Source organism: Mesorhizobium sp. WSM3862 (assembly GCF_002294985.1).
GTDB lineage: Bacteria > Pseudomonadota > Alphaproteobacteria > Rhizobiales > Rhizobiaceae > Mesorhizobium.
In genome coordinates, this window is record NZ_NSGE01000001.1 from 622412 (window position 1) to 638722 (window position 16311).

At 64.2% G+C, this 16311-nt stretch carries 14 protein-coding genes; 4 read left to right on the top strand and 10 right to left on the bottom strand.

The features are described 5' to 3' along the window. Positions 1-79 precede the first annotated feature (79 nt). The 7 genes from CK224_RS03145 to CK224_RS03175 form a co-directional block, all read right to left on the bottom strand. Positions 80-298, bottom strand: a complete 219-nt coding sequence (locus CK224_RS03145) for a twin-arginine translocase TatA/TatE family subunit (RefSeq protein ID WP_066999984.1) — start codon at positions 296-298, stop codon at positions 80-82. Positions 299-477: 179 nt separating this feature from the next. Then, a complete protein-coding gene (scpB, locus tag CK224_RS03150) occupies positions 478-1227 on the bottom strand; it encodes an SMC-Scp complex subunit ScpB (RefSeq protein WP_066999981.1) in 750 nt (249 codons plus the stop codon). Beyond that, positions 1224-2024 (bottom strand): ScpA family protein, encoded by an 801-nt coding sequence (locus CK224_RS03155; protein ID WP_067000872.1) that lies wholly within the window; start codon positions 2022-2024, stop codon positions 1224-1226. Before CK224_RS03155 ends, scpB begins: the two co-directional genes overlap by 4 nt. 63 nt (positions 2025-2087) lie before the next feature. Next, the gene (gene nagZ, locus CK224_RS03160; RefSeq protein WP_066999978.1) at positions 2088-3107 is read right to left on the bottom strand and encodes a beta-N-acetylhexosaminidase; all 1020 of its coding nucleotides are present in this window, start codon (positions 3105-3107) and stop codon (positions 2088-2090) included. A gap of 231 nt (positions 3108-3338) precedes the next feature. After that, positions 3339-7064 (bottom strand): SPOR domain-containing protein, encoded by a 3726-nt coding sequence (locus CK224_RS03165; protein WP_095780740.1) that lies wholly within the window; start codon positions 7062-7064, stop codon positions 3339-3341. 103 nt (positions 7065-7167) lie between these two features. Beyond that, positions 7168-8925, bottom strand: coding sequence for an arginine--tRNA ligase (gene argS, locus CK224_RS03170; RefSeq protein WP_095780741.1), 1758 nt, complete (start codon positions 8923-8925; stop codon positions 7168-7170). A gap of 60 nt (positions 8926-8985) precedes the next feature. Further along, positions 8986-10200 carry a deoxyguanosinetriphosphate triphosphohydrolase gene (locus CK224_RS03175; RefSeq protein WP_095780742.1) on the bottom strand — a complete coding sequence of 405 codons (1215 nt, stop codon included), beginning with the start codon at positions 10198-10200 and terminating at the stop codon, positions 8986-8988. 70 nt (positions 10201-10270) lie between these two features. On the opposite strand from CK224_RS03175, the gene erpA reads away from it, so the two are divergent. The 4 genes from erpA (at position 10271) to CK224_RS03195 (ending at position 12172) form a co-directional block, all read left to right on the top strand. Beyond that, the gene (gene erpA, locus CK224_RS03180) at positions 10271-10618 is read left to right on the top strand and encodes an iron-sulfur cluster insertion protein ErpA (protein ID WP_066999964.1); all 348 of its coding nucleotides are present in this window, start codon (positions 10271-10273) and stop codon (positions 10616-10618) included. A gap of 9 nt (positions 10619-10627) precedes the next feature. Next, entirely contained in the window at positions 10628-11020 is a 393-nt protein-coding gene (locus tag CK224_RS03185; RefSeq protein ID WP_095778431.1) for a VOC family protein, read from the top strand. A 7-nt stretch (positions 11021-11027) separates the two neighbouring features. Further along, a complete protein-coding gene (xth, locus tag CK224_RS03190) occupies positions 11028-11816 on the top strand; it encodes an exodeoxyribonuclease III (RefSeq protein WP_095780743.1) in 789 nt (262 codons plus the stop codon). A gap of 80 nt (positions 11817-11896) precedes the next feature. Then, the gene (locus CK224_RS03195; protein WP_095780744.1) at positions 11897-12172 is read left to right on the top strand and encodes a hypothetical protein; all 276 of its coding nucleotides are present in this window, start codon (positions 11897-11899) and stop codon (positions 12170-12172) included. A gap of 15 nt (positions 12173-12187) precedes the next feature. On the opposite strand, the gene CK224_RS03200 is transcribed toward CK224_RS03195, so the two are convergent. The 3 genes from CK224_RS03200 to CK224_RS03210 form a co-directional block, all read right to left on the bottom strand. Further along, positions 12188-13015, bottom strand: coding sequence for a tetratricopeptide repeat protein (locus tag CK224_RS03200; RefSeq protein ID WP_066999951.1), 828 nt, complete (start codon positions 13013-13015; stop codon positions 12188-12190). After that, a complete protein-coding gene (ilvD, locus tag CK224_RS03205; RefSeq protein ID WP_095780745.1) occupies positions 13002-14726 on the bottom strand; it encodes a dihydroxy-acid dehydratase in 1725 nt (574 codons plus the stop codon). Before ilvD ends, CK224_RS03200 begins: the two co-directional genes overlap by 14 nt. Positions 14727-14994: 268 nt before the next feature. Then, entirely contained in the window at positions 14995-16272 is a 1278-nt protein-coding gene (locus CK224_RS03210) for an OmpP1/FadL family transporter (protein WP_095780746.1), read from the bottom strand. Between the last annotated feature and the right edge of the window lie 39 nt (positions 16273-16311).

Sequence of the window (16311 nt, forward strand, 5' to 3'; positions counted from 1 at the left end):
ATCTATTCCAACGAGAGCCTGTCGCCCAAAAACACGAAAGGGTTCTGGGACAACGACATGCTCAAAGCAACAACCGGACTCAGCTCTTGCTGACCTTTTCCTTGCCCGGCGATACGGTCTCGTCGGCGCGGTGCTCGACGGTCCGCTTGTCGTCGGTATCGTCCTCAGCCATGCCCTTCTTGAAGCTCTTGATGCCCTTGGCCATGTCGCCCATCAGCTCCGGCAGCTTGCCGCGGCCGAACAGGAGCAGCACGATGACCAGAACGATCAGCCAGTGCCATATCGATAGTGAACCCATAACAATCTCTCTCGAATGTTTTCCCTCGGCGATGATCTATGCGTTTTCGCTCGGGGATTCAAACACAACCGCAATGAAGTTGGTAAAATGGCTAGCGGATGTCACGCACTTTCGGCGTGAGCGCCTTGCTACGAATCCGCGCAGCCCCTGCTAATAAACCATTCGTATCGGTTTCGCACTCACTCTTCGGTGACGCGCGGCGTGAGCAATCCGAGCTCCTCGAGGTCGATATCGGTCAGCGCATCCTCGTCCTCGGCCAGCGCGTCCGGATCGGCCGGCGGCACAGGCATCGAGAAATTGGACGGCATGCGCGTCGAGAGCAATCCGGCGCCCTTCAGCTCTTCCATGCCGGGCAGGTCGCGGATCTCCTCCAGCGCGAAGTGATCGAGGAAAGCGTCGGTCGTACCGTAGGTCACGGGACGGCCGGGCGTGCGGCGCCGGCCGCGCATCCTGACCCACTCCGTCTCCAGCAGCGTGTCCAGCGTGCCCTTCGAGGTCTCGACCCCCCTGATATCCTCGATCTCGGCGCGGGTGACCGGCTGATGATAGGCGATGATCGCCAGCACTTCGAGCGCCGCGCGCGAAAGCTTTCTCTGCTGGACCGAGTCCCGGCTCATCAGGAAAGCCAGGTCGCCGGCGGTGCGGAACGCCCAGGCGTCGCCGACCCGCACCAGGTTGACCCCGCGCTTGGCGTAGATTTCCTGCAGATCGGCCATTGCCGCCGCGATGTTGACGCCCTCGGGCAGGCGCGCCGCCAGTTGCCTTTCACTGACCGGCTCGGCACTGGCGAAGATGATCGCCTCGGCCATGCGGACTGCTTCCGACAATTGCAGCCGCTCGGCGGGGTTCTCGATAGAACCCTGCTCGGCCATCTCGGCTTCCGGTTCGACCTTGAACGGGATGACCGAAGCGTTGGCGCGTTCACTCATGATGCCACCTCGACTGCCTTGACCCCTTGTGCGCGGCCGCGCAGATAGATCGGCGCGAAGACCTGATCCTGCCGCACTTCCAGCTTGCCCTCGCGCACCATTTCGAGTGTCGCGGCGAACGAACTGGCGACTGCCGTGCGCCTTTCTTCCGGCGCCGCCAGATACTGGATCAGGAAGCTGTCGAGCGCCGTCCAGTCGCCAATCGTTCCGACCAGCCGTGCCAGCACGTCGCGTGCGTCCTTCAGCGACCATACGGCGCGTCTGGCGATCGTCACGTTGCTGATCGCCTGCCGCTGGCGCTGCTGCGCATAGGCGGTCAGCAGATCGTAGAGCGAGGCCGAATAGGCATTGCGCTTCTCGACGATCACCATTTCCGGCATGCCGCGCGCGAAGACGTCGCGGCCGAGCCGGTTGCGGTTGACCAGCCGCGCAGCGGCATCACGCATCGCCTCCAGCCGCTTCAGCCGGAATTGCAGCACCGCTGCCAGTTCCTCGCCGCTCTCGCCCTCTTCGCCCGGCTGTTTCGGGATCAACAGCTTCGACTTGAGGAAGGCAAGCCATGCCGCCATGACCAGATAGTCGGCCGCGAGCTCCAATCTCAGCGCCCTCACCTTCTCGATGAAGGCCAGATATTGCTCGGCGAGCGCCAGGATCGAGATGCGGGCGAGATCGACCTTCTGGTTGCGCGCCAGATGCAGCAGAAGATCGAGCGGGCCCTCGAAGCCGGCGACATCGACCACGAGCGACGGATCGCCGGTCAGACGTGACTCGTCGTTCTCGGCCCACAGACGGTCCATCGGTGCGGCCTTCGCGGCCTTGCTGTCCAATGTTTCCGCCACTTGCCTTGCTTTCCCTTCGGTTCAGGCCACCGCGTCGAAATAGGTGGCGAATTCCGCGCGTATGGTGCTTTCGTCCGCGACGTCGCGGTCCTTTATATAGGCCAGCGCCCGCTCCGCTCTCGCCAAGGACTTGCCTTCGAGCACCGTCGTACGCGACGCGATCCCCGACATTTCCTCGAAAACGCCGTTGCAGTGAAGGACGAGATCGCAGCCCGCCGCAAGGATCGCGGCCGCCTTTGTCGGGAAATCCCCAGAAAGTGCCTTCATCGAGGTGTCGTCGCTCATTAGGAGCCCGTCGAAGCCGATCTCGCCACGGATCACCTCGTTGACGACCTTGGCCGAGGTCGTCGCCGGATTGTCCGGGTCGATCGCGCTGTAGACGACATGCGCCGTCATCGCCATCGGCAGGTGGTTGAGCGCCTTGAACGGGGCGAAATCATGTTGCCGCAACTCGGCGAGGGGCGTGTCGACCGTCGGCAGCGCAAAATGCGTATCGGCAAAGGCGCGGCCGTGGCCGGGAATATGCTTCATGACCGGCAGGACGCCACCCGACATCAGGCCCTCGGCCGAAGCCCGGCCAAGCTCGATCACGGCATTGGGCTCCATGCCATAGGCGCGCGCGCCGATGACATCGCTGGCGCCCGCAATGGGGACGTCGAGCACCGGCAGGCAGTCGGCGGTGATGCCGTGGCGCAGCAGATCGAAGGCGTGAAGCCGCGCGAGCAGCCACGCGGCGCGGCGGCCGGCCTCGCGATCGTCGCGCCAAAGCGCGCCGAGCGCTCCGCCTGCAGGATAGTTCGGCGCCAGCGGCGGCCGCAGGCGCTGCACCCTGCCGCCCTCCTGGTCGATGAAGACCGGGGCATCCGGGCGTCCGACGCTCTCGCGCATCGAGGCGACCAGGTCGCGGATCTGCTCGGTCTCGCCGACATTGCGCGCGAACAGGATGAAGCCCCAAGGACGTTCGTCGCCGTAGAAGCGGATTTCATCTTCGGTGAGGGATTTCCCGGCACAGCCGAGGATCATGGATTTTGATTCGGTCATGAATCGAAGCTTAGAGCAATTCCAGGAACAATGTGTAACCGTTTTGTGCCCGGAATTGCGCAAAAACAAGGAGTTATGCGGTTCTGCGTTTCTGCCGGCGCTGAACCGCCCTAAGATTTGCGAAAGCAAAGGGACTGACCCTGACGCTGCCGCATGAATGCCGATAGCCGTCCACAACGAAAAAGCCGGCGCGGCCTCGCGGCGGCGCCGGCTCTGAACGGTGCTAGATGATCAGCGCGACACGAAGCAGGTGCCGCCGGCCGCCTTGTAGTTGGTGCACAGATTGATCGCGTCGTTGCGCGACTGGGCCGGAACCCGGACGCGGTAGAAAGTGCCCTTGCCGGCGATCTGCGCCTTGACGATGTTGGCTGTGCGTCCGGCAAGCACGCTGCCGTAACGGCGCTGCAGGTCCTGGTAGGTGGACTGGGCGCTTTCAACCGTCGGCTGCGAAGCGATCTGCATCGACCACGAGCCGCCGCCTGCCGCCGCCGGATCGATGGAGGCGACCTGGTCGGGCTTGACCTCGCCCACGATATCGACCGGCTGATCGGACGGACGCGGCGGCGCCACCGGCACCTTCGCCGGCGTGTTGGCGGACTGGACCCTGGCTTCGGTCTTCGGCGCGGCGGCGGGCTTCACCGCTGCGGCATCGCTCTGGTCATCACCGCCCTGGTCGGCAGCCTGATCGGTTGCCGGCGTGACGGCGCCTGTCGGCTGGGCATCGCCCTGCCCGGCGGAAGCGACGTGCTGCGGCGCCGGATCGATCGGTTCGGTCGCCGCGACCTGCGGCGCGGGAGCCGGGTCGTCTCGCGGAACCAGCGAGCCGTCAGGCTTCACCATCATGGTCTTCACCTTGCGCGGCGCCACGGCGACGACATCGTTGTTGGTCCCCTTGTCTGCCTCCTGCAGAACCTGGGCGATGCGGTCTTCCGATTTCGGCGCCGGAGCGGCCTGCTGTGGGGTTGCGGGGGCGGCGGCCTGGGCGTCAGCCGGCGCTGGCGCTGCTGCGTCCGGTGCCGGCGCTGCGGCCTCCGGAGCCGGCGCGGCTTCGGCCGGTGCCGGCGCGGCTGCGGCCGGAGCTGCTGTGTCCGGAACCGGCGCTGCCGCGGCCGCATTGCCGGCTGAGTTGGTGCCAGGCGCGGCGTCGGTGTCGTCAGGCGAAAGGTCGACGATCCGGCTCTGCGGGGGTTCCTTCGACGCCACGTCGATAGGTTCCTCGGTGTTGGTCACCAGTTTCTGCTGCGCCGGTTCGGCGGGCTTGGCCGCCCCACCCTTGGCCACGGCGTCATAGACCTTGTTGTCTTGGTTCGGCACCACAGTGCCACCCGGATTTTGCGGCTTGACCTTGATCGGCGAATTGTCCGCCTTCACGATCACGGGCGCTTCGCTGCCGCCCTTGCCGCCAAAGGAGAAGGCGAGAGCGCCGAGACCGCCCGCGACCACAACGGCGCCGACGAGCGCGGCAAGCATCATGCCACGGCTTCGCGGCTTCGCGGCTTCGCGCTCGGCAAAGCCGGGCACAGTCATCGCCTCGTCGAGCTTAGGATCGTAGTCAAGTTCGTCGACGGCGAAGTCGTCCGCCTGCGAGACCGGCCGGCTGCCGGGCAAATCGTCTGCATCGAGTTGGCTTGCAGCTGCGGAATGGGACAGGGTCGCCGGTGCAGCGGCCGTCTCGGCGCGCAACTCGCGGCGGTCGTAGCCGGTCTTGAATCCGGCATTGAGGGAGTCGTCCTCATAGCCCCGGCTCTGCACAGGCGCCTGAGCGATCTCGGTTGCGTTCATCTCGCTAAGCAGGCCGGCAAACTCGGCATCGAGATCGTCATAGGCAGGCGCCGCAGGCTGATCCTCCTCGAAGCTGAGCTCCGGAATGTCGAGGTCGTCGGCCAACGCCACCACGCGCTCCGGCACGTCGACCGTCTCGACATCGGGCATTTCCTCCTGCTGGCGAGACTGCGGCGCCGCGGCTGGCTTGGCGTAAGCGGAATAGTCCCTCGCCGGCTCCTCACGATAGGCAGGCGCCGACATCTGCGGCGCCGGGGCCGGCGTGGCGTAATCGGCATAGTCCTTCGCCGGCTCCGCACGATAGGCAGGCGTCGGCATCTGCGGCGCCGGCTTGGCGTATGCGGAATAATCCTTCACCGGTTCGTAGGCAGGGGCCGCGGTTTGCGGCGCCGTAGCCGCAGGCTGCGTGGCATAAGAGGCGTGCACCGGCGCTGCGACCGGGGTCACGCGGCTCCACGACTTTGGCGGTTCGGCAGGCGCGACCGGCGCGTCCATCTCGATGCCCTTGGCGAAGGCGGCGTCGAAAGCCTCGTCATCGAAATCTATGCTGGGTTCGGCATCCTGTTCGGAAGCCGCGCCTTCGAAGCCCTGCCGGTCGAGTTCGCCGGCGAGCAGCCTATCGAGATCGGCATCGGCGGACTGGGCGGTCTGCGTGCCGTAGGCGGGCTCGTTGCGTGCGTCGAGGTCCCAATCGAGCTCATCGGCCACGCCAGCCTTCTGGTCGGTGTCGCCAGCCGGCTGAACGACCGACCGCGGTTCCGATGCGGCGGCCGGAACAGGAGCAACCGGGACCGGCGCAACCGGAATCGGCCGCGCCGTCATGGCGCCAAGCAGCGCATTGAGTTCGTCTTCCAGGCTGCGCTCGCCTGCGGCCGGCTTAGCCGGCTCGACTGCCGCAACCGGCGGAACCGGTGCCGATACAGAAGGAGCAGGCTCCGCGATTGACGGCTCCGCCGCGGCGACGGGCTCGGCAGCCGGCGCTTCCGGTTCCCCGAACGGCACGTTGTCGAAATTGAGTTCGAAATCGTCTCCGAAGACCTCTTCAGCCGCAGCCTCGTGACCGGCGACCGGTTCAGGATCGACAGCCGGGCCTTCCGGCTCCTCGGCAAGCGCGTCACGGAAGCTGAGCTCGAAATCGTCTTCGAAGACCTGATCGGCTACAGCTCCGTGATCGGGTTGGGGATCGAAGGCGGGCTCGGGATCGGCGGCGAAATGCTCGGCCTCGACAGGCGCCTCGAGGGCCGGCGATGGCTCGTCATCGACCGACAGTTCCTGCTCCAGGATCAGGTGCTGCGGCTGATCGATATCCATGGCGATATCAGCCGTCACCTGCTCAAATTGGGCCTGATCAGATTGGGCATGATCGAAATGGGCCTGATCAAATGCGGCCTGATCGGACCGGCTCTCGTAATCTTCGGCGGCGATCGGCTGGTCGACAGCGGCGTGAGCCTCGATCGGCTGCACGTCGGCGCCTTCGGGCTGCTCGATATCACGGTCATCGAAGGCCAACTCGTCCTCGAGCGACATCTGGACCGCAGTGTCGAAATCGGCGTCGAACGCCGTCTCGTCCGCAGGCGCAAGGACAGCAGGCTCGACAGCCGCAGGCTCGGCGGCCGCGGCGGCGCTCTCGTCCGTGTCAGGCTGGTCGTCGATCCAGAAGCCCTCATCCAGGGAGGCCGCCATTTCCTGGTCGACGGAAAGGTCGTCCTGCACGGGCGAGACTTCCAACGAACGCGCGACCGCCCTGTCGAAATCATCGTCGAATGCCGTGTCCGCGGCCGGCTCCAGCGCAGGGGGCGTGGCAACAGCGGGCGTGGCAAAATGGGCGTGATCCGCCGCATCGTCAAAGACGAAATCCCGTTCAAGAGAAGCGGCGAGCTCGTCGTCGCTGAGAGTGGCAGCCCAGTAAGCCGGCGCAGCCTGGGCAGCCTGCTGCGCCACCGGCTCGCTTTCCTCGGCAATGTTGAAGTCGCCCATCAGCTCCTTTTCGAGGTCGATGTCGAAGTTGGCCCCGTCGGCAGCCTGGTTCGCGGGCGCAGCCTTTGCGGCCGCCGGCGACTGCGGCCTGACCGGCTGACGCGGATCGAAACCCATGATGCGGGTCAGTTCGGCGAACGGATCGTCGTCGGCGATGTGATTGCTTGCGGCTACTTTCAGCTGGGTTCTGTCTGCCATTATTGTTCCCGAACTCGCACACAGTCGGACGCCATGGACGTCGCGCAGGGTTGGCCCTTACCAGCGCAATGTGGGCAAAAGGTGACAGGCTTTTTAGTCAAACCTAACGCATTTCGGTAGGCGCATCAGCTCCTATCAGCGTCAGGCCGGAGGTCAAAACATCCGAAACAGCCTGCACCAGCCCCAGTCTGGCATACGTCAATTGTGGGTCGTTAACCTTAACAAAACGTAAGTCTGGATTGTCGGTGCCCCGGTTCCAGTGTGCGTGAAAGCTCGACGCCAGATCGTAGAGGTAGAATGCCAGCCGGTGCGGCTCCAGCGCAAGCGCCGCGGATTCGATTAGCCGTGGATATTCAGCGAGTTTCCGGATCAGGCCGATTTCGCCCTCGTCCGTCAGCGACGCAACCGAGGCCACAAGCCGGTCGCGGTCGAAATTCGCTTCGCCCAGTTGCTCGCTCGCCTGCCGGAACACCGAGTGGCAGCGCGCCGAAGCGTATTGCACGTAGAACACCGGATTGTCCTTGGACTGCTCGGTGACCTTGGCGAAGTCGAAATCGAGCGGCGCATCATTCTTGCGGTAGAGCATCATGAAGCGGATCGGGTCGCGGCCGACCTCCTCCACCACGTCGCGCAGCGTGACGAAATCCCCTGACCGCTTCGACATGCGGACCGGCTCGCCGTCGCGGAACAGCTTCACCAGTTGGCAGAGCAGGACCGTGAGCTTGACCGTGTCGCCGGCGACCGCGCGCGCCAGCGCTTCGAGCCGCTTGACGTAACCGCCATGGTCGGCGCCGAGCACATAGATGAGATCGACGAAGCCGCGCTCGACCTTGTCCTTGAGATAGGCGACGTCGGCGGCGAAATAGGTGAAAGAGCCATCCGACTTCACCAGCGCCCGGTCCATGTCGTCGCCGACCGCGGTCGAGCGGAACAGCGTCTGCTCGCGGTCTTCCCAGTCGTCCGGCTTCTCGCCCTTCGGCGGCGGCAGCTTGCCCTTGTAGATATGGCCCTTCAGCGTCAGGTCGGCGATTGCCGCGCGGATCTTCTTGGCATTGTCGGCATGCAGCGTGCGTTCGGAGAAGAACACGTCATGATGCACGTTGAGCAGCGCCAGATCCTCGCGGATCATCGCCATCATCGCGTCGACCGTGCGATCCTTGACGATCGCCAGCGCCTCGTGTTCCGGCATCTCCAGCAGGCCGAGGCCGAACTGTTCGGCCAGCGCCTGGCCGACGGGTATCAGATAGTCGCCTGGATAAAGGCCTGGCGGAATCTCGCCGACGGCTTCGCCGAGCGCCTCGCGATAGCGCAGCATGGCCGAGCGTCCAAGCACGTCGATCTGCGAGCCGGCATCGTTGATGACATATTCCTTGGTCACGTCGTAGCCGGCGAAGGCCATCAGGTTGGCTAAAGTGTCGCCGACGACGGCGCCCCGGCAATGGCCGACATGCATCGGGCCGGTCGGATTGGCCGAGACATACTCGACGTTGGCCTTGCGGCCGCCGCCTATCTTGGAGCGGCCATAGTTGCGGCCCTCGCCGAGCAGCACTGCCAAATGCGCCTGCCAGAAGCCGTCCTTCAGCCGGAGATTGACGAAGCCCGGGCCGGCAACATCGGCGGAAGCGATGTCGGCATCGCTGCGCAGTGCTTCGGTCAGCTTCTCGGCCAACGCGCGCGGGTTCTGGCCGGTGGGCTTTGCCAGCACCATCGCCGCATTGGTGGCAAGGTCGCCATGACTGGCGTCGCGCGGCGGCTCGACCGCGATGCGCGACAGATCCAGCGCTCCGCCATCCTTGTCCTTCAGGTCAAGGGCTTCGACGGCTCTTACGATCCGCGCGTTGAAATCGGCGAAGACATTCATCGGGTATGCTCTGGGCTTTAAGAGGGACCGGCTGCTTGGCCGACAAAATCGTGGCTCGCCCTAGCCCAAATCCGGCGTATGGTCAAACAATCGCCTGTGCTCCTTGAGCGCATAGGTATCGGTCATTCCGGCCAGGAAATCGGCGACGCTGCGCGCCTTGATGCGATCCTGCGCCCTGTCGAGCCCTTCGCGCCAGCCGTCCGGCATGGCGCGCGGGTCGGCGAAATAGACATCGAACAGGTCGCGGACGATCTGCTCGGCATCGGCCCGCACGCGCATCACTTCGGCATGCCGGTAGAGATGCTTGTAGAGAAAGGCCTTCAGCTCCTTTTCGGCTGCCGCCATCTTGGCCGAGAAGGCGACCATCGTCTCACCCGCGGCCCTCACCGCATCGGCGCTGTCCGGCTTGAGGCGCTCGATATTGGCGGTAGCGGCAGCAATGACATCCTCCACCATCAGCGTGATCTGCCGCCGCATCAGCTCGTGGCCGGTGCGAACGTTGTCGAGTTGCGGGTAGCGGGCGCGCACGCCACTCAGGATCGAGCCCGGCAGGCCGACGTCTTCCAGCATGTCCAGCGTCAGCAGGCCGGCACGCAGGCCGTCGTCGATGTCATGCGTGTTGTAGGCGATATCGTCGGCGATCGCGGCACACTGCGCCTCGATTCCGGCGAAGCGGTCGAGCTCGAGGTCGTGCAGTGCGGAATAGTCGCGGATCGCCTGCGGCACGGGGCCCTTGCCCTTCCCGCTTGCATTGGTAAGCGGCCCGTTATGTTTTACCAGCCCTTCCAGCGTCTCCCAGCTGAGGTTCAACCCGTCGAACTCGGCGTAACGCCGCTCGAGCCGGGTGACGACGCGCAGCGACTGCGCGTTGTGGTCGAAGCCGCCCCAGCCGGCCATCTTTTCGTTCAGCGCCTCCTCGCCGGTATGGCCGAAAGGCGTGTGACCGAAATCGTGCACCAAGGCCACTGCCTCCGCCAGATCCTCGTCACCGCGCAACGCGCGCGCCAGGGCGCGGGCAATCTGCGCCACCTCGATCGAATGCGTCAGCCTTGTGCGGTAGTGATCGCCCTCATGCGCAACGAACACCTGCGTCTTGTGCTTCAGCCGGCGGAAGGCGGTGGAATGGATGATGCGGTCGCGGTCACGCTGGAATGGCGTCCGGGTCGGGCTTTCCGGCTCATCGAACAGGCGGCCGCGCGAGCGCGCCGGATCGCTCGCGTAAACGGCGCGCGGCCGGTAGCCGAAACCGATATCGCCGAGAGCACCCTTGCCCATTCGCCCACCAGTTGACTTGCCCCCCTCAGCTTCATACCTATCATGGGAAACCGAAAGCAAGGTGACGCCGATGGGCGCGGATGCCAAGACTGCCATGAAGGTCGAAATGACCGAAGCGGCCGCGAAGCGGATCGCCAGGATTCTGGCCGGCGAGCCGGGCAAGAATGCCTTGCGCGTTTCCGTCGAAGGCGGCGGCTGCTCCGGCTTCTCCTACAAGTTCGATCTCGTCGACAGTCGCAACGACGACGACGTAGCCATCGAGAAGGATGGCGCCACGATCCTCATCGACGACCTCTCGCTGGTCTATATGGGCGGCTCGGTGATCGATTTCGTCGATGACCTTATGGGTCAGTCTTTCCAGATCCGAAACCCGAACGCCGTCGCCTCCTGCGGCTGCGGCACCAGCTTCTCCGTCTAGCGGGCCGCCATGCCCACGGTCGGCGCGGTCCGTCAGGTCGCGCTGTCGGCCGGGCGCGATCTCGATAGAACGCTGGCTTTCTGGCACGATGTGCTCGGCATGAGCGTGCATGCGCGCTACGATCCGCCGGGCATCGCCTTCATCATCGCGGGCGGCGTGCGGCTGTTCTTTGGCGACGGCGTGCCCCCCGGCACCGTCTATCTCGATATTGCCGGCCTCGAGGCCTTCCATGCTGAGGCGAAAGCCGCCGGTGTTCCTTTCACCGCGTCGCCGGCGCTGGTCCATCGCGACACCGAGGGCCGGTTCGGTCCGGCGGGGGAAAGCGAATGGATGGCCTTTCTAAAGGATCCGGCAGGCAATACGATCGGCCTCGTCGAGCGCCTTGCGCCGGAAGAACATTGAGGTCCGCATGAAGATCGTCACCTGGAACATCAACGGCGTTCGCGCCCGCATCGGCAACCTCACCCACTGGCTGACCGAGAGCGCGCCGGACATCGTGTGCCTGCAGGAGATCAAGACGGTCGACGACCAGTTCCCGCGCGCCGAGATCGAGGCGCTGGGCTATAATGTCGAGACCAACGGGCAGAAGAGCTTCAACGGCGTCGCTCTCCTGTCGAAGCTGCCCTTCGACGAGGTCAATCGCGGTTTGCCTGGCGACGATGCCGACGACCACGCGCGCTTCATCGAAGGCGTCTTCTCGACCGATAAGGGCGCGCTGCGGGTCGCCTCCCTCTATCTGCCAAACGGCAACCCAGTCGAGGACGAGCGGAAGTTTTCCTACAAGCTGTCATGGATGGCGAGGCTAGAGTGCTGGGCGGAAGAGCGGCTGAGGCTCGAGGAAGCGCTGGTGCTGGCCGGGGACTACAACGTCATCCCCGAGCCCGCCGACGCCAGGTTCCCCGAAAACTGGCGTAGTGACGCGCTATTCCAGCCTCGGACGCGGCAGGCCTTCCGGCGCCTGAAGAATCTCGGGTTCACGGAAGCCGTGCGCGCCGTGACCGATTCGCCCGATGTCTATACTTTCTGGGACTATCAGGCCGGGGCCTGGCAGAAGAACAACGGCATCCGCATCGACCATCTATTGCTGTCTCCCGAAGCCGCCAACCGCTTCTCGTCGGCCTCGGTGGAAAAGCACGTCCGCGCCTGGGAAAAACCTTCCGACCACGTGCCGGTGGCCATCGATCTGCGCTTGCAGTGAAGGCGCTGCTTGCGGGCTCTTGCCGAACCCTGATGTCGCCACAAATCGCGCGTCTGATGCGGGATTGTTGCGGGGGTTCGATGGCGATCCGATTTGTTCTTTGCTCGGTCGGCCTTGCGCTGGCGTTTGCCGCGCCGGCGCTCGCGGCGCCGGAGTGTCTTGCCAACGGCAAATCGTTCAAGATCGGTGAGACGGCCTGCCTGACGATTGCCGGCGAAAGTCACCTCGCCCGCTGCGACATGGTTCTCAACAACACGTCCTGGACGAAGGTCCAGGACGACTGCCCCGGCGAGAATCAGGCGCCGAAACTGCACCCGACCTCGATCACGGCGCCGACGGAACCTACCGAAAATTGAAGCCGAAGCTGCGGCCTACTGGTCGCCGTTGTTGCCCTTGGTCAGGATGTCGTCGGCGAGCGAAATCGCCGTGCGACGGTCGGCTTCGCCAGCCGCGGCGAAGGCCTCTTCCTGCATGCTGCGGATCCAGGGCTGATCCGCCGGCGGGGCACGCTCCAAGGCAGCCGTCATCATCGCCAGGCCGCGCACGATCTTGCCGCTCTGGAACAACAGATTGCCGAGCGTCGCCTGCGCGCCGGCATGGCCTTTTTCGGCCGCGAGTTGCAGCCAGCGCCCGGCCTGCTTGACGCTGGCCTTCACGCCGCCCTCGCCTTTGAGGAACATCTGACCGATCTCGAACTGCGCGTTCGGGTTGCGGTAGTTGGCGGCGGCGCGCATGTAGTATTCCTGCGCCGCAACCTCGTTCTCCTCGACCGGGCTGCCGGGGATACCTTTGCGCAGATAGTCGCCGAGCGCTACAAGCGCATCGGAGACATAGCTTTCCTCGGGCGAGCCGGGCTCGACATCCTGATCGACGATCTCGGAGAAGAACTTGAAGGCCGCATAGTCGTCGCGGGCCACGCCGTCGCCCTGCGCATACATGCGCGCAAGCTTCCAGGTGGCGCCGATCTGGCCGTTCTCGGCGGCATATTTATAGGCCTCGACCGCTTGGTCCTTGTGGCCGTTCTTGTAGGCGGAGAAGCCGAACTGGAACACCGCCCACGGGCTCGACTGCGGCTTGACCCCGGTCTTGTCGTCGAACACCTTGTCGTCGAAGGCCATGACCTGCCCGACGGCGCCCAGGGTCGCCACCGCGACCAGTGCCGGCAAGACAAATGACCTCAACACCTCAAATGTCCGCATAGCAGTGTATTTCTTTTGCGCCGCCCGGATGGGTGACCGCGCCGTCGCGGGCCGACCCTACGGTCTGCGCATATTTCCAGATCGCGCCGGACTGATAGTCGGTCTTGCGCGCCTTCCATTTCTTGGCCCGGGCCGCCAGTTCGGCATCCGACAGCGCCACCTCGATCGTGCCATTAACGGCATCGATAGAGATCACGTCGCCATTCTTGATGAGCCCGATCGGCCCGCCGACCGCCGCCTCCGGCCCGACATGGCCGATGCAGAAACCACGTGTAGCACCGGAAAAACGCCCGTCGGTGATCAGCGCCACTTTGCCGCCCATGCCCTGGCCGTAGAGCGCTGCCGTCGTCGACAGCATCTCCCGCATGCCCGGACCGCCGCGCGGCCCCTCGTAGCGGATGACGAGAACCTCGCCCTCCCGGTAATTGCGCTGCGTGACCGCTTCGAAGCACTCCTCTTCCGAATCGAAGCAGCGCGCCGGGCCTGAGAATTTCAGCTCCGACATGCCGGCGATCTTCACGATCGCGCCTTCGGGGGCGAGGTTGCCCTTCAAGCCCACAACGCCGCCTGTCTTGGTGATTGGCCGATTGGCGGGACGCACAACATCCTGGCTCTCATTCCAGGCAACGTGCTCCATGTTTTCGGCCAAAGTGCGGCCAGTGACCGTCATGCAGTCGCCATGCAGATAGCCGTGGTCGAGCAGCGTCTTCATCAAGAGCGGAATGCCGCCGGCCTCGAACATGTCCTTGGCGACATATTTGCCGCCGGGCTTGAGGTCGGCGATATAGGGCGTCTTTTCGAAGATCGCCGCCACGTCGAAGAGGTCGAACTTGATACCCGCCTCATGCGCGATCGCCGGCAGATGCAGTGCCGCGTTGGTCGAGCCGCCGGTGGCCGACACGACCGTCGCGGCATTCTCCAAAGCCTTGCGGGTAACGATGTCGCGCGGCCGGATGTTTTTCGCGATCAGCTCCATGACCTTTTCGCCGGAGGCGAAATTGAACCGGTCGCGCATTTCGTAGGGCGCAGGCGCGCCGCAGGAATAGGGCAAGGCCAGCCCGATCGCCTCGGCGACCGTCGCCATCGTGTTGGCGGTGAACTGGGCGCCGCACGACCCTGCCGACGGACAGGCGGCCTGCTCGATCTCGAGCAGCTCGGCATCGGAGATCGTGCCGACCGAATGCTGCCCGACCGCCTCGAACACATCCTGCACGGTGATCTGCCTTCCGCGGTAGCTGCCGGGCAGGATCGAACCACCATAAATGAAGATCGACGGCACGTTGAGCCGCACCATCGCCATCATCATGCCGGGCAGCGACTTGTCGCAGCCGGCAAGCCCGACCAGCGCGTCATAGCAATGGCCACGCATGGTGAGCTCGACTGAATCGGCGATCACCTCGCGCGACACCAGGGACGACTTCATGCCCTGGTGGCCCATGGCGATACCGTCCGTGACGGTGATGGTGCAGAATTCGCGCGGCGTGCCATTGGCGGCCGCGACGCCCTTCTTCACCACCTGCGCCTGGCGCATCAGCGAGATGTTGCAGGGTGCGGCCTCGTTCCAGCAGCTGGCGACGCCGACGAGCGGCTGCGCGATCTCGGCCGCCGACAATCCCATGGCGTAGAGGTATGAACGATGCGGCGCGCGCGCCGGACCTTCGGTCACGTAGCGGCTGGGCAGCTTGGCCTTGGAGATTGCCTTGGCGTCCATCGTCGTCCTTGCCGCACACCCCGCGGCCGGTCCCATCGCCGGGCCAACCTGGCACGCGTCCCGAGACCTACTCGAGTTGCTCCGGGTTTATGGCGGGAAATGGGCAGTTCCCTCGGCGACGCTCTTAGCGCGGGGCTTGTTCATAAACTGTTGCTGAAACGTCACACTCGCTCGGTCGTGAGGCGAATCTGCAGTTCGAGTCAGCGGTCAGGGCCGCCGCAATAAAAAAGGCCGGGCAATGCCGGCCTTTTCGTTCAAATTAAAGGAGTTACCACTTGACCTTAACCGATCCCGAAATCGCCGAAACGAGGTCGTTGCCAAAGTCGGCGGTGTAATCGGTCCCGTAGGTCACGCCGTCGGAGCCGACGACCGAATGGATGTGCCCGCTCGTCAAGACGCCAAGCGCACCGCCCAGACGAAGCTCGACGTTCTTGGTCGGCGTGTAAGCGACGCCGGCGTTAACTGTCCATGTGTCGGTCTGAGTGCTGAGCCCGGTCGTCGTTCCGCGGTCCCAAGCGATACCGGCCGCACCACTCCACTGCTCGTTGAATTTGTGGCCGATGCCGGCTGCGACTGTCCACCCGTCACGGTAGAGCAAATCAAGCGAGGTTGCACGCGCAGGACTCGTTGTCGTACAGGCGAGCACGCCCTGGGTCGATGTCGGGCAGAACGGAATGCTTTGCAGGACGCTCCAATTGACCCATTTGATGGATCCAAAGGCAAGCCAGCCCGGTGCTATACCTGATTGGAGCTTCAATTCCACGGACTCGGGCACCTCGGAGGAGCCGTATACGTCGGTCACGCTACCCAGAAGCGGATTTGCGGGATTGATAAATCCGGGAACCTGGGTCAGATCAAGCGTCCCGCTCAAGTTGTCAAGCTTGACTGCCGAGTTATAAACTAAACTGGCGCGCAGAGCGATTTCCGGAATCTCGTAGGCAACGCCGGCCCGCCATCCCCATCCGTCGCCCTCCAGATCAAGACGACCTATGCCTGTGCCAAACATTGCAGGAATAGGCGCCACCAATTGTTCTTTGAAGCCAGAAACATCCTCGTGAAAGACGCCCCCAATAAGACGAAACTGACCTTTGCCTACGTCCATCTTGTACGAGCAGGTTGCGCCGAACGCCTCGCTCTCGACCTTTGTCTCGACGTTGCTTTGCGCGCCGGCCCAATTGGCACCAGGGTTGCTGAATGCACCGATTGGCTGAGAGTAGTCGCCAAGGCAATCGACTGGTCCCATCCCAATCTTGATTCCCACGCTCGGCACCCAATAGCTTTCGGTATCACGGGCAGTGCTTGATCTTCCTAGCGCGGTGAGGTCGCCGTCAGATGGATCGGCGTCCCTTGCATTCTTGAGGTCTCGTTGCGGCATCACGTAGGTACCCGTGACTTCCCCCGTGATCTGCGCTGGATCGAAAAGCAGGTCGATGTCGTACCAACCGCGCTCCAAGCCACCGGCATGCGCCGGGTGCATCGCCGATCCGATCAAAGCCAGCGAAAAGCACCCTGCCCCCAGCAGTGCTTTGAGCCGCAAAACGTTCATGGAAATCCCTCCCCGAAACACGAAGTGGGGCAAGCTAGA

Bases quoted from the DNA above. Each gene is read 5' to 3' on its own strand.
- CK224_RS03145 (WP_066999984.1), bottom strand. From the start codon at position 298: ATGGGTTCACTATCGATATGGCACTGGCTGATCGTTCTGGTCATCGTG.
- scpB (WP_066999981.1), bottom strand. From the start codon at position 1,227: ATGAGTGAACGCGCCAACGCTTCGGTCATCCCGTTCAAGGTCGAACCG.
- CK224_RS03155 (WP_067000872.1), bottom strand. From the start codon at position 2,024: ATGGACCGTCTGTGGGCCGAGAACGACGAGTCACGTCTGACCGGCGAT.
- nagZ (WP_066999978.1), bottom strand. From the start codon at position 3,107: ATGACCGAATCAAAATCCATGATCCTCGGCTGTGCCGGGAAATCCCTC.
- CK224_RS03165 (WP_095780740.1), bottom strand. From the start codon at position 7,064: ATGGCAGACAGAACCCAGCTGAAAGTAGCCGCAAGCAATCACATCGCC.
- argS (WP_095780741.1), bottom strand. From the start codon at position 8,925: ATGAATGTCTTCGCCGATTTCAACGCGCGGATCGTAAGAGCCGTCGAA.
- CK224_RS03175 (WP_095780742.1), bottom strand. From the start codon at position 10,200: ATGGGCAAGGGTGCTCTCGGCGATATCGGTTTCGGCTACCGGCCGCGC.
- erpA (WP_066999964.1), top strand. From the start codon at position 10,271: ATGGGCGCGGATGCCAAGACTGCCATGAAGGTCGAAATGACCGAAGCG.
- CK224_RS03185 (WP_095778431.1), top strand. From the start codon at position 10,628: ATGCCCACGGTCGGCGCGGTCCGTCAGGTCGCGCTGTCGGCCGGGCGC.
- xth (WP_095780743.1), top strand. From the start codon at position 11,028: ATGAAGATCGTCACCTGGAACATCAACGGCGTTCGCGCCCGCATCGGC.
- CK224_RS03195 (WP_095780744.1), top strand. From the start codon at position 11,897: ATGGCGATCCGATTTGTTCTTTGCTCGGTCGGCCTTGCGCTGGCGTTT.
- CK224_RS03200 (WP_066999951.1), bottom strand. From the start codon at position 13,015: ATGCGGACATTTGAGGTGTTGAGGTCATTTGTCTTGCCGGCACTGGTC.
- ilvD (WP_095780745.1), bottom strand. From the start codon at position 14,726: ATGGACGCCAAGGCAATCTCCAAGGCCAAGCTGCCCAGCCGCTACGTG.
- CK224_RS03210 (WP_095780746.1), bottom strand. From the start codon at position 16,272: ATGAACGTTTTGCGGCTCAAAGCACTGCTGGGGGCAGGGTGCTTTTCG.